This is a genomic window from Microbacterium sp. Leaf179 (assembly GCF_001423785.1).
GTDB lineage: Bacteria > Actinomycetota > Actinomycetes > Actinomycetales > Microbacteriaceae > Microbacterium.
In genome coordinates, this window is record NZ_LMPH01000004.1 from 71,284 (window position 1) to 84,258 (window position 12,975).

Annotated in this window: 11 protein-coding genes; 8 read left to right on the forward strand and 3 right to left on the reverse strand. The window is 72.8% G+C overall.

Annotated elements, in window-relative coordinates:
• Positions 1-32: 32 nt before the first annotated feature.
• Positions 33-506, reverse strand: a complete 474-nt coding sequence (locus ASF96_RS13730; RefSeq protein ID WP_055837611.1) for an Lrp/AsnC family transcriptional regulator — start codon at positions 504-506, stop codon at positions 33-35.
• Between the two features lie 176 nt (positions 507-682).
• Here ASF96_RS13730 and pdhA point away from each other — a divergent pair, with 176 nt between their 5' ends.
• From pdhA to ASF96_RS13745, 3 genes are read left to right on the forward strand one after another with little or no spacing between them, the layout of a single operon-like run.
• Entirely contained in the window at positions 683-1,810 is a 1,128-nt protein-coding gene (gene pdhA / locus ASF96_RS13735; protein ID WP_055940424.1) for a pyruvate dehydrogenase (acetyl-transferring) E1 component subunit alpha, read from the forward strand.
• Positions 1,807-2,853 carry an alpha-ketoacid dehydrogenase subunit beta gene (locus ASF96_RS13740; protein ID WP_055837600.1) on the forward strand — a complete coding sequence of 349 codons (1,047 nt, stop codon included), beginning with the start codon at positions 1,807-1,809 and terminating at the stop codon, positions 2,851-2,853. The genes pdhA and ASF96_RS13740 overlap by 4 nt, the downstream gene beginning before the upstream one ends.
• The gene (locus tag ASF96_RS13745) at positions 2,850-4,253 is read left to right on the forward strand and encodes a dihydrolipoamide acetyltransferase family protein (RefSeq protein ID WP_055940121.1); all 1,404 of its coding nucleotides are present in this window, start codon (positions 2,850-2,852) and stop codon (positions 4,251-4,253) included. Before ASF96_RS13740 ends, ASF96_RS13745 begins: the two co-directional genes overlap by 4 nt.
• A gap of 522 nt (positions 4,254-4,775) precedes the next feature.
• On the opposite strand, the gene ASF96_RS13750 is transcribed toward ASF96_RS13745, so the two are convergent.
• Positions 4,776-5,576 carry a TetR/AcrR family transcriptional regulator gene (locus tag ASF96_RS13750; protein ID WP_235560615.1) on the reverse strand — a complete coding sequence of 267 codons (801 nt, stop codon included), beginning with the start codon at positions 5,574-5,576 and terminating at the stop codon, positions 4,776-4,778.
• A gap of 120 nt (positions 5,577-5,696) precedes the next feature.
• Between ASF96_RS13750 and ASF96_RS13755 the strand changes: the two genes are divergently transcribed.
• The 5 genes from ASF96_RS13755 (at position 5,697) to ASF96_RS13775 (ending at position 12,132) form a co-directional block, all read left to right on the forward strand.
• On the forward strand, positions 5,697-7,304 hold the full coding sequence (locus ASF96_RS13755) for a carboxyl transferase domain-containing protein (RefSeq protein ID WP_082509703.1): 1,608 nt from the start codon (positions 5,697-5,699) through the stop codon (positions 7,302-7,304).
• Between the two features lie 5 nt (positions 7,305-7,309).
• A complete protein-coding gene (locus tag ASF96_RS13760) occupies positions 7,310-9,577 on the forward strand; it encodes an acetyl/propionyl/methylcrotonyl-CoA carboxylase subunit alpha (protein ID WP_235560616.1) in 2,268 nt (755 codons plus the stop codon).
• A complete protein-coding gene (locus ASF96_RS13765; protein ID WP_082509705.1) occupies positions 9,574-10,749 on the forward strand; it encodes an acyl-CoA dehydrogenase family protein in 1,176 nt (391 codons plus the stop codon). The genes ASF96_RS13760 and ASF96_RS13765 overlap by 4 nt, the downstream gene beginning before the upstream one ends.
• Positions 10,746-11,213 carry a MaoC family dehydratase gene (locus ASF96_RS13770; RefSeq protein ID WP_055940123.1) on the forward strand — a complete coding sequence of 156 codons (468 nt, stop codon included), beginning with the start codon at positions 10,746-10,748 and terminating at the stop codon, positions 11,211-11,213. Before ASF96_RS13765 ends, ASF96_RS13770 begins: the two co-directional genes overlap by 4 nt.
• 106 nt (positions 11,214-11,319) lie before the next feature.
• Positions 11,320-12,132, forward strand: a complete 813-nt coding sequence (locus ASF96_RS13775) for an HpcH/HpaI aldolase/citrate lyase family protein (protein ID WP_055940125.1) — start codon at positions 11,320-11,322, stop codon at positions 12,130-12,132.
• A gap of 39 nt (positions 12,133-12,171) precedes the next feature.
• Here ASF96_RS13775 and ASF96_RS13780 read toward each other — a convergent pair whose 3' ends face one another.
• On the reverse strand, positions 12,172-12,759 hold the full coding sequence (locus ASF96_RS13780) for a histidine phosphatase family protein (protein WP_055940126.1): 588 nt from the start codon (positions 12,757-12,759) through the stop codon (positions 12,172-12,174).
• Positions 12,760-12,975: the final 216 nt, after the last annotated feature.

Here is a 12,975-nt window from a genome sequence, read left to right on the forward strand (position 1 = left end):
CGTGAACGCAGCCTGACCCGCCCGCCCCCGACCTAGATGTCCTCGCGCGCCAGCTGCATGAGCGGACCCACGCGGTAGCCGATGACCTCGCCCATCACGAGCGAGGTCTCGGTGCGCTCGACGCCCTCGATCGCGAGGATGCGCGCGTCGGTGTCGAAGAGGTGCTGCGTGTCGCGGCAGGCGACGCGCACGAGAAGGTCGACCTGGCCGCTGAGGCCGTGGGCCTGCAGCACCTCGGGTACTTTCGCGAGCTCCGCGCGGATCGCCGGCAACTCGGCCTGGCGCACGGTCACCTGCAGGAACGCCTCGATCGGGAAGCCCAGGGCCTCGGCCGACAGCGTGCGCTCGTAGGACAGGAACACCCCGCCGCGTTCGAGGCGGCTCATGCGCGCCTGCACGGTGTTGCGCGAGAGGCCGAGCTTCTCGGCGAGTGCCACGACGGTGGCCCGCGGATCGGCGGCGAGGGCGCGGAGGAGGTCGAGGTCGACCGCGTCGAGCTTGCTCATGCTGCGAAACATTAGCAGCGGTGCGACCGTTCGCAATGGGCAGTGTGCTCAATATGACGGCGAGGTCTTGAGCGGGGTGCATTCCGCGCGTACGGTCGGCCTCGTCGGCGACGCTGCCGGCACCCGGACCGCCGACGCTCCCACGAGGGGCCCCGGCCGCACCTGGAGGGATGACGATGACGTACACCCAGACGCAGGATTCTTCGATCGGAAGAGCGCGCCACCACGAGGATGAGGACGCCCTGCGGCTCCTGGAATCGGATGGGACCCGCGTTGCCGAGCCGACGCTCGATCCCTGGGTGAGCGACCTGTCTCCGCACGAGCTGCGGGCCCTCCACCGCGACATGGTCCTCACCCGCCGCCTCGATGCCGAGGGCGTCGCCCTGCAACGCCAGGGGCAGCTGGCGCTCTGGGCCCCGTGTCGCGGACAGGAGGCCACGCAGGTCGGAACCGCGCACGCCCTCGCCCCGGGCGACTTCGTCTTCCCGAGCTACCGCGAGCACGGTGTGCTCCTCGGCCGCGGCGCCCAGCCCGCCGACTACGTGCTCGCCTGGCGCGGCGAGGAGCACTCGGCCTACGACCACACGACCATCAACGCCGCCCCGCCCCAGATCATCATCGGAGCCCAGTCGCTGCACGCGACCGGGTGGGCGATGGGTGCGCAGCGCGACGGCTCCACCGACGTCGCCGTCGCGTATTACGGCGACGGGGCCACGAGCCAAGGCGACGTGAACGAGGCCATGGTGTTCGCCTCGTCGTTCCGCGCCCCCGTGGTGTTCGTCTGCTCGAACAACCAGTGGGCGATCTCCGAGCCCGTCACCGTGCAGTCCGAGTTCCCCCTCGCGGGACGGGCGCCGGGGTTCGGCATCCCGAGCCTGCGGATCGACGGCAACGACGCGCTCGCCTGCGTCGCGGCGATGCGGTGGGCGCTCGACCGCGCGCGCCGCGGGGAGGGACCCTCGTTCATCGAAGCCGTGACCTACCGCATGGGCCCGCACACCACCAGCGACGACCCCACCCGGTACCGGGAACCGGGCGAGGTCGAGGCTTGGGCGGAGCGCGACCCCATCGCCCGGCTCGAGGCGTACCTGCGCGCCGAGGGGATGCTCGACGACGGCGGCCTCGCCGAGGTCGCCCGTGCCGCCGACGCCCTCGCCGCCGAGGTGCGCGCCGCGTGCATCGGAGCTACCACCCGGGCACCCGAGACGATCTTCGACCACGTCTACGCCGAGCCGCACGCGGGGCTCGCGCAACAGAAAGCGGAGTACGCGCAGTACCTCGCCGGATTCGAGGTGTCGCGATGACCGCCCTCACCCTCGGTGCCGCCATCAACGCCGGCCTGTCCGAAGCTCTCGAGAGCGATGACAAGGTGCTGCTCATGGGCGAGGACATCGGCAAGCTCGGCGGGGTCTTCCGTGTGACCGACGGCCTGCAGAAGCGCTTCGGCGCGCAGCGCGTCGTCGACACCCCGCTGGCCGAGGCGGGCATCGTCGGTACCGCCGTCGGACTCGCCCTACGCGGCTACCGGCCCGTCGTCGAGATCCAGTTCGACGGTTTCGTCTACCCCGCGTTCGACCAGATCGTCTGCCAGGTCGCGAAGCTGCACTACCGAAGCAACGGGCGGATCCGGATGCCGCTGGTCATCCGCATCCCGTGGGCCGGGGGCGTGGGCGCCGCCGAGCACCACTCCGAGTCTCCCGAGGCGTACTTCGTGCACACCGCGGGGCTCCGCGTCGTGGCCGCCAGCAACCCGCAGGACGCATACGTCATGCTGCAGCAGGCCGTGGCATCCGATGATCCGGTCATCTTCTTCGAACCCAAGCGTCTCTACCACTCCAAGGGCGAGGTCGACCTGGACGCCGACCTCTCGGACGCCCCGCCCATGCACCTCGCCCGCATCGCCCGCGAGGGCACCGACGCGACGATCGTCACCTACGGCGCGCAGGTGCGGACGGCACTCGATGCCGCGCTCGCCGCGGAAGACGAGGGGATCTCACTCGAGGTCGTCGACCTGCGTTCTCTGTCGCCCCTCGATCTGAACACGATCGCGGCGTCGGTGCGCAAGACCGGCCGGGTCGTCGTCACCCACGAAGCCGCCCGCGAGGCAGGTCTCGGTGCGGAGCTGGTGGCGAGCATCACCGAGCAGTGCTTCGAGTACCTCGAGGCGCCGCCGATGCGGGTCACCGGCCACGACATCCCCTACCCGCCGTCGAAGCTCGAGAAGCACCACGTGCCCGACCTGGATCGCATCCTGCACGCGGTGGACCGGGTGCTCGATCGCGGGACGGGTGCGGTCACAGCTGCCGCGACCCCCGCCGGAGTCCGCGTCGACGGGGGTGTCCGATGATCGCCGAGTTCCTGCTGCCCGACCTCGGTGAGGGACTGCCCGAGGCCGAGATCGTGCAGTGGCACGTGGCGGAGGGCGACGACGTCACCCTCAACCAGACCATCGCCGAGGTCGAGACGGCCAAGGCCATCGTCGAGATCCCCTCGCCGTACGCGGGCACCGTGCAGGGGTTGCACGCCGCCGCCGGCGACGTCGTGGCCGTGGGGGCACCGCTGGTGTCCTTCGCCGTGGCGGGGGCCGACGATGAGCCCGACGCCCCCGCCGCCGCCGAGGGCCGGGCCGTCGAGACCGTCGTCGAGGCGCCCGTCGAGGCTCCCGCCGACGACATCGCCGCCCGCGCGACCCCGAACCTGGTGGGCTACGGCGCGGCTCCGTCGTCGGGCGGTCGCCCCCGGCGGCGAGCGCGCGGCGTCACCGCGACCCTCGACGCCGACGCCGCCGTCGACACCGCGGTGCGCGAAGCCGCCCCGCACGACGTGCTGCGCACGGGCCCCATCGATCTGCCGATGGAGCGTCCGCGCTCGACACCGCCCGTGCGCAAGCTCGCGAAAGACCTGGGCGTCGATCTCGTGCTCGTCGCCGCCGCTCACCCCGGTGAAGCGGTCACGCGCACGCACGTCGAGGAGTACGCCGCACGAGCGGACTCCTCCCTCGCCTCCACTCCCACGTCGACGGTCCCCCCGGCCTCGTCTCCCGGCGCGCGCGAGACCCGCACGCCGATCCGCGGAGTGCGCAAGCACACCGCCGCGGCGATGGTGCGCAGCGCCTTCACCGCTCCGCACGCGACGACCTTCCTCACGGTCGACGTCACCGCGACGACGGAGTTGCTGGCATCCCTCAAGCACGATCGCGCCCTCGACGGTCACCGCATCGGAGTACTCGCGATCGTCGCGAAGGCCGTATGCCTCGCCCTCGGGCGCACGCCCGCGCTGAACGCGCGGTGGGACGAGGCGGCGGGTGAGATCGTCGAGCACCACTACGTCGGCCTCGGCATCGCCGCGGCGACCGAGCGCGGGCTGGTGGTGCCGGTGATCCCGGATGCCGACGGCCTCGACCTCGTCGACCTCGCCGACGCGATCGCGGAACTCGCCGCCACCGCGCGGGCCGGGCGCACCTCGCCGGCGGCGATGACGGGCGGCACGTTCTCGATCACCAACGTGGGCGTGTTCGGCGTGGATGCCGGCACCCCGATCCTCAACCCGGGGGAGGCCGGGATCCTCGCCGTCGGGGCCGTTCGCCGCACGCCGTGGGAGCACCACGGCGAGATCGCGCTGCGCGACGTGCTGACGCTCAGCCTGTCGTTCGACCACCGTCTCGTCGACGGCGCCGAGGCGGCCGGGTTCCTCACCGACGTCGCCTGGGTGCTGCGCGAACCCGGGAGGGCGATGCTGCTGCGGTGAGCTCGGGCTGAGCGCTGGGGTGGCGAGTGCGTCGAGTGTCCAGGACACGCCGGGGAGGGGCTTCGGCATGCGGCGTGTCTTGGACACTCGTGTGCGTGTGCGTGTGGGTTCGGGTTCGCGGCCGTGCGGCGTCGTGAGGCGGGTCGAGTGACGCGGGCCGGCGGCGCAGGGTTCGACGCCGAGTGGCGTCGTGACACAGGTTGAGTGTCCAGGACATGCCGCGAGTGGGCTCCGGCGTGCGGCGTGTCTTGGACACTCGACAGGGGGCGGGGCGAATGAGGCGGGTTCGACGCCGTGCGGCGTCGTGTGGCGGGTCGAGTGACGCGGGCCGGCGGCGCAGGGTTCGACGCCGAGTGGCGTCGTGACACAGGTTGAGTGTCCAGGACATGCCGCGTGAGGGCTCCGGCGTGCGGCGTGTCTTGGACACTCAACAGGGTGGAGACGGCGGGCGGGTGACGAGGCGCGGGGCGACGCGCGGCACCGCGCGAGGGCGCGCCAGATCGCCAACGCCGCGAGGGCGCGTCAGGCCGTCAACGCCGCGAGGGCCATGCGCGTCAGCGTGGGGCGCACGCGAGCGGCCGCCACCCCGCGCACGCTGTGCGGGGTCGAGTTGATCAGACCGAAGCAGGCCAGGGCGCGGACGCGGCGTTCGGCGGGGGTCTCGGCATCCGGGTCCGCGGCGGCGAGAGCCGCGGTCCACACCGAGACGTACGCGTTCTGCAGGTCGCGGACCGTACGGCGGTCGGCCGGCGAGAGGCGGTCGAGGTCGCGGTCCTGCACGCGGATCACGTCGGCCTCGGCGAGCGCGAACGCGACGTGGGAGTCGACGAGGGCGCGCAGCAGCGGTGCGCCCGGATTCCGCTCGGACGGGGAGTCCCCGGATGCCGAGCGTTCACGGCTGCGGGGATCCTCGGCGACACGCCGGTCGAGGGAGCCGTCGCCCGATGTGTCGTGAGGGGTCTCCGCGGTTGTGCTCGGGGTCGCGGGGTCCGACACCGCCGCGGTGACGGCACGCCCGCCGTGGAGGAGCCGCTCGCTGACGTCGACGAGGATCGCGCCGAGCAGCGCCTGCTTGCCGGAGACGTGGCGGTACACCGCGGGGCCGCTGACCCCGACGGCGGCGCCGATGTCTTCGAGGGTCACGCCGTCGAAGCCGCGCTCGGCGAAGAGACGGGCGGCGGCCGCGAGCAGCGCCGCTCGGCGATCGGCCTTGGCGCGGTCGCGCGCGGTGCCCGGGCGCGCTTCGCCGGCGTCGGCCGAGCGCTCGTCGCGCGCTTCACCGGCGTCGGCCGACGGCTTACCGTTCGCTCTTGTCATCGGCATCCCGTCGGGCTAGCCTGAAATCTCAGTTAGCCAACATTAACTGAAACCTATCCCCGGGGGAACGACCCCCCAACGGGAGCGACGATGCCGTCGACGACGCGGCGTCGAGACGGAGCCGCCATGAGCACAGCACCGGTTATCGATTCACCCTCGCCCGAGGCGGCGAGCGACGCCGCGCCCACGCAGCGCTCCTTGGCGGCCGAGCTCCGCGACACCCTCGCCCGGGCCGCGCGCGGGGGATCGGATGCCGCCCGCGAACGCCACACCGCGCGGGGCAAGCTCCTCGCCCGGGACCGCATCGACCGCCTGCTCGACGAGGGCAGCCCCTTCCTCGAGGTCGCGCCTCTGGCCGCCCACGGGCTCTACGACGGCGGCGCTCCCGGGGCGGGCATGGTGGCGGGGATCGGTCTCGTGCACGGGCGCCACGTGATGGTGCTGGCCAACGACGCCACCGTGAAGGGCGGCGCTTACTTCCCCCTCACGGTCAAAAAGCACCTGCGCGCCCAGGAGATCGCGCGCGACAATCGTCTGCCCTGCATCGCCCTCGTGGACTCCGGCGGCGCGTTCCTGCCGATGCAGGACGAGGTCTTCCCCGATCGCGAGCACTTCGGTCGCATCTTCCGCAATCAGGCGCAGCTCTCGGCCCTCGGCATCCCGCAGATCGCCGCCGTGCTGGGTTCGTGCACGGCGGGAGGCGCGTACGTGCCCGCGATGAGCGACGAGAGCGTGATCGTGCGCAACCAGGGCACGGTGTTCCTCGGCGGACCGCCCCTGGTGAAGGCCGCCATCGGTGAAGACGTCACCGCCGAGCAGCTCGGCGGGGGAGAGCTGCACGCGCGCCGCTCCGGAGTGGTCGACCACCTCGCCGATGACGACGCGCACGCGCTCGAGATCGTGCGCGACATCATCGCCACCCTGCCGCCGACTCCCGCGCCGGTGTGGGAGGTGCTGCCCGCGGTCGCCCCCCGACGCCCGGCGGAAGATCTGTACGACCTCGTCCCCGTCGACGTGTCGCACCCCGTCGACATGCGCGCGATCATCGACACCCTCGTCGACGCGGGCTCCCTGCACGAGTTCAAGGCGCTCTACGGCGAGACCGTCATCACCGCCTTCGCGCGCCTGCACGGCCACCCGGTCGGCATCATCGCGAACGACGGGGTGCTGTTCAGCGAATCCGCGCTGAAAGCCGCGCACTTCATCGAGCTCGCCGACCAGCGCGGCATCCCCCTGCTGTTCCTGCAGAACATCACCGGGTTCATGGTGGGCCGCGATGCCGAGGCCGGCGGCATCGCCAAAGACGGCGCCAAGATGGTCACCGCCGTCGCCACCACCCGAGTGCCCAAGCTCACCGTGCTCGTGGGTGGCTCGTACGGCGCGGGCAACTACGCGATGTGCGGGCGCGCGTACGATCCGCGGTTCCTGTGGACCTGGCCCGCGAGCCGCATCTCGGTCATGGGCGGCGCGCAAGCGGCATCCGTGCTCTCGACCGTCACGCGCGATCAGCGCACCGCCCGCGGCGAGGAGTGGACGGATGCCGACGACCAGGCGTTCCAGAAGCCGATCCGCGAGCGCTACGACGAACAGGGCAGCCCGTATTACGCCACCGCCCGCCTCTGGGACGACGGCGTGATCGACCCCGCCGACACCCGCACGATGCTCGGGCTCGCGCTCGACGTCGTCAGCCGGGTGCCGCTGGCCGACCGGGGCTTCGGCCTCTTCCGGATGTGATCCCCGTGCCCACGATCCCCGACTCCGACCCGCGCCCGTTCTCCTCCGTGCTCGTCGCCAACCGGGGAGAGATCGCACGCCGGGTGTTCCGCACGCTCCGGCGTCTCGGCATCCGCTCCGTCGCCGTGTACACCGACGCGGATGCCGACGCCCCCCACGTCCGCGAGGCGGACCACGCCGTGCGCGTGCCCTCGTATCTCGACGTCGACGCGGTGGTCGCCGCCGCCGTCGCCGACGGTGCGGAGGCCGTGCACCCGGGCTACGGCTTCCTCAGCGAGAACGCCGGTTTCGCTCGTGCGTGCGCCGCGGCCGGGGTCGTCTTCGTCGGCCCGGGCGTCGAGGCGCTCGAGGTCATGGGCGACAAGATCCGCGCGAAGGAGCACGTCGCCGCCCACGGAGTGCCGACCGTGCCGGGGTTCTCGGCGACCGGGCTCACCGACGCCGAGATCGCCGTCGAAGCCGATCATGCCGGGTACCCCCTGCTGGTGAAGCCCTCCGCCGGCGGGGGAGGCAAGGGGATGACGGTGGCCACCCGCCCCGACGACCTCGTCGACGCCCTCGCCACGGCCCGCCGGGTGGCGGCATCGGCCTTCGGCGACGACACCCTGCTCCTCGAACGCCTCCTCGAGCGCCCCCGGCACATCGAAGTGCAGGTGCTCGCCGACCGGCACGGCACGACGCTGTCGCTCGGCGAACGCGAGTGCACCCTGCAGCGCCGGCACCAGAAGGTCATCGAGGAGGCGCCGTCGCCGGTCGTCGACGCCGAGACCCGCCGACGTCTGGGCGAGGCAGCCGTGGCCGCTGCCCGCAGCGTCGGATACCTCGGCGCGGGCACCGTGGAGTTCCTCGTCTCGGGTGACCGGCTCGACGAGCCCTTCTTCATCGAGATGAACACGCGCCTGCAGGTCGAGCACCCCGTCACCGAGCTCGTCACCGGCATCGACCTCGTCGAGCAGCAGCTGCGGGTCGCGGCGGGGTTCGCGCTCGATCTGCCCGAGGTGCGCCTCGACGGGCACGCGATCGAAGCCCGGGTCTATGCCGAGACGCCTTCTCGCGGATACCTTCCCGCCACCGGCACCGTGACCGACTGGCACGCGGGAGACGCGCGCGTCGACAGCGCGGTCGAGACCGGATCAGTCATCAGCGCGCTCTACGACCCCATGATCGCGAAGGTCATCGCGCACGGCCCCGACCGCGCCACCGCGCTCGCCCGCCTCGACGCCGCCCTCGCCGACACCGTCGTGCTGGGCGTCGACACGAACATCGCCGACCTGCGGGCGCTGCTGGCCGATCCCGCGGTGCGGGCCGGTGAGCTCGATACCGGGCTGCTGGATCGGCGCGGAACGCCCGAGGCTCCCCATCCCTCGACCGCCGCGCTCGCCGCGGTCGCCGACCGCGTCGCGAATGAACAGGGCCCGGATGCCGGCACCCCGACCCTCGGCTCCGTCTGGCGCCGCGTCGGACCGTGGCGTGCCGGGGGAGCGGCCGCCCCGCGGATCATCCACCTCGAGGACGACGCCGGTCGCGTGCACGACGTCGCGCCCGGGGTCATCCACCTCGGCGACGACCTGGAGCGCGCGCACGATCTGGCTCCCGGCCCGGTTCAGGCCGCCGTCGTGACCGGTGGGCCCACCGAGTACTGGGTGCACGCCGACGGCGGGGCGCACCGGCTGCGCGTCGTCTCGCGGCGGGCGGCCGCCGAACGGCGCCGGACGGCCGCGGGCCGGGCGCCGGGAACGATCGACCCCGACCTCGTCGCCCCGCTTCCGGGCACTGTCGTCGCCGTGCACACCGCCGACGGCGACGCGGTCGCGGCGGGGGACCGGCTCGTCACCATCGAGGCGATGAAGATGGAGCACACAGTGACCGCTCCCCACGCCGGCACCGTGCGGCTGCGCACGTCCGCGGGCGCCCAGGTCGCCCGCGATGCGGTGGTCGCGACCGTGACGCCGGCTGCCCCCGCGGGAGAGGCGTCGACCGGCTCACCGACCGGAGCTGATCAGGTTGCTGAGCCCATCGACGCCCCCGCGGGGCGCGAATCCTCGCGCACAACCTCGGCGATGCGCACAACCTCTGTCGCCGATGCGGCGAGTGCGGCGGAGGAGGCGCGCATCGCGGAGGATGCGCACGCCGACGCCGACGCCGACGCCGAAAACGACGCAGACGCAGACCCAGACGCCGCACCCGCGAAACCCCGCGATTTGGCCACCACCCTGGCATCCTCTCTCCCCGCTTCCCCCATCCCCGCTTCCCACAAGGAGACCCTCCCGTGAGCATCGACAGCCAACAGGCCTTCACCGACGACGAGCGCGACCTCAGCGCCATGGTGCGCGAGTTCGCCGACGAGGTGATCGCGCCCCGCTCGTACGAGGCCGACCGTGCGCACGAACTGCCCCTCGACCTGGTCGCGCAAATGGGCGAGCTCGGCCTGTTCGGACTGCCGTTCCCCGAGGAGGTCGGCGGGCAGGGCGGCGACTACGCGAGCCTGTGCGTCGCGATCGAGGCGATCGCGCGCGTCGACCAGTCGATGGCGATCACCCTCGAAGCGGGAGTGGGGCTCGGCGCCATGCCGATCTACCGCTACGGCACCGAGGCGCAGAAGGCCGAGTACCTCCCCGACCTCGTCGCCGGTCGCGCGCTCGCCGGCTTCGGGTTGACCGAAGCCGAAGCGGGAAGCGACGCCGGCGCCACCCGCACCACCGCCCGACTCGAGGGCGACGAGTGGGTGATCGACGGGTCGAAGCAGTTCATCACCAACTCGGGCACCGACATCACCCGGTTCGTGACCGTCACCGCGGTGACCGGTCGCACGGGCGATCGCCCCGAGATCTCGACGATCATCGTGCCGAACGGCACCCCCGGCTTCACCGTGGGCCCGGCCTACGACAAGGTCGGCTGGAACGCCTCCGACACCCACCCGCTGCACTTCGACGGCGTGCGCGTGCCCGCGGCCCACCTGCTGGGCGAGCGCGGACAGGGGTTCAAGAACTTCCTCCGCACGCTCGACGAGGGTCGCGTGGCGATCGCCGCCCTCGCGACCGGAGCCGCCGAGGGCTGCCTCGAAGCGGCGGTCGACTACGCCCGCACCCGCACCGTGTTCGGTGAGACGCTGTCGACGCGTCAGAGCATGCAGTTCCTGCTCGCGCGCATGCACGCCCGCGTGCACACCGCCCGGCTGGCCTGGGTGCACGCGGCGCGGCTGTGCGACGCCGGAAAGCCGTTCTCGGTCGATGCCGCGGTCGCCAAGATGACCGCGAGCGATGCGGCGATGGCGAACGCGCGCGATGCGACGCAGGTGTTCGGCGGCAACGGGTTCATCAACGAGTACGCCGTCGCCCGGCACTACCGCGACTCGAAGATCCTCGAGATCGGCGAGGGCACGACCGAGGTGCAGCTCATGGTGATCTCGCGCGCGCTGGGCCTCACCGGTACCGTGGCGGCATGATCGAGCAGCGCGGCCTGTATCTGGAGGAGTTCGTCGTCGGCGAGAGGTACGCGCACCGCCCCGGTCGCACCGTCACCGACGCCGACAACGTGCTGTTCACCACCCTCACGATGAACACGCAGGCCCTGCATCTGGATGCCGCCTACGCGGCGACCCAGCCCTTCGGCCGGCCGCTCGTGAACTCGATGTGGACGCTGTCGACACTCGTGGGGCTGTCGGTCGCGCAGTTGACGCAGGGCACTCTCGTCGCCCAGCTGGGGCTGACCGACGTGAGCTTTCCCGCCCCGCTGTTCGTCGGCGATACCCTCGGCGCCGAAACCGAGATCGTGTCGGTGCGCGCGTCGAGCTCGCGTCCCGGCAAGGGGATCGTGGTGATGGCGCACACCGGTCGATCGCAGAACGACGAGGTGGTCGTCACGGCGACGCGGACCGTGCTGGTGTGGGCGCAGGAGGGGCGGGCGTGAGCGGGCCCGGCGCTGCTCGCTGTGTCCCAGCAGGGGGCTCTTGCGTGAGCGGATCGTCCGAGTTCGGCCCCGCGCTGCTCGCTGCGTCACGGCAGGGGAGCGTTGCGTGAGCGGGTCGTTCGAGCTCGGCCCGGCGCTGCTCTTCGTTCCCGGAGACCGGCCCGAGCGGCTCGCCAAAGCCCTCGAGCGCGCGGATGCCGCGATCCTCGACCTCGAAGACGCCGTGGCCCCGGATGCCAAGGCCGCCGCCCGCGAGGCGCTGATCGCCGCCGATCCCGATCCCGACCGGGTCGTGGTGCGGGTGAACGCCCCCGTGACCGCCGACTTCGCGCTCGACCTCGCCGCGCTGGCGCAGACCCGCGTGCGCACGGTGATGGTCGCCAAGGCCGAGGACCCGGCATCCCTCGATCCGCTGGTGTCGTACGAGGTCATCGCCCTCTGCGAGACCGCGCGCGGCGTCGTCGCGGCCGAACAGCTCGCCGCATGCGCGCAGGTGGTGGCGTTGATGTGGGGCGCGGAAGACCTCGTCGCCAGCCTCGGCGGTACCTCCAGCCGCGGGGACGGCGGCCGGTATCGCGACGTCGCCCGCCTCGCGCGCGCCCGGGTGCTTCTCGCCGCGGGAGCGTTCGGCAAGCGGGCGATCGACGCCGTGCACGTCGACATCGCCGACCTCGAGGGTCTCTCGGTCGAGGCGCGGGATGCCGCGGCATCCGGGTTCGCGGCCACCGCGTGCATCCACCCGGGGCAGGTCGCGGCGATCCGCGAGGCCTACGCCCCCCGCCCGGAGCAGGTGGAGTGGGCGCACGCCGTGCTCGCGGCCGCCGAGGGCGAGCGCGGGGTGTTCCGGTTCGAGGGGCGCATGATCGACGAGCCGATCCTGCGGCACGCACGATCGCTCGTGCAGCGCGCGAGGCGCTGAGGCGGGGAGCCCGGTCTCAGCGACCCCGGCCCGGACGTCTCAGCTCGCGACGCCGGCGTACGCCAGCATCTCCCACGAGTCGCCGTCGAGGCGGAACGTCGTCGCCGAGCAGTTCGGCAGTCGCTCGCCCTCGCGGGGGAACGCGCCGTCGGTGGCGTAGAGGATCACTTCGCGGATGAGCGCGCCGTGCGCGACGGCGATGACGTCGGCACCCTCGGGAGCGGCGGCCAGGGCCTCGGCGAGCGCGGCGAGCGCGCGCTCGCGCACCACCGGCCAGGTCTCGGCGCCGGGGACCTCGGCCGCGTGCCACGCGCCATAGGCCCGGGCGAACGACGGGGCGTCCATCCCCTCGGCGTCTCCGTACGACCGCTCCTGCAGGCCGGGGAGTCGCAGCGCCACGGTGGTGCCGAGTGCTGCGGCGATGACGTCGGCGGTCTCGGCCGCGCGGGACAGGTCGCTCGAGACCACCACCGCGTCGCGCCCGGCGTACTCGGCGGCGAGACGCTCGGCGAGCTCGCGCGCCTGAGCGCGACCGGTGTCGTTCAGGGCGATGTCGGTCGAGCCCTGGATGCGGCCCCCGGAGTTCCAGTCGGTCTCACCGTGTCGCACGAGGGTCAGTATCGTCACCGTTCGAGCCTAACCGAGCGCGGCATCCGCCGGTCCGGCCCTCCGGGCGATAGGTTGCACAGCTCGCGCGGCTCGCGGCTCGCGCGGGTGGTGCGGGTGGGTCGCGCGAGGTGGTGCGGAGCGGAGGACGCGGGGGGGGGGGGGGGGGGGGGGGGGGGGGGGGGGGGGGGGGGGGGGGGGGGGGGGGGAGGGGAGGATGCCGGGGCGGATTGCGGT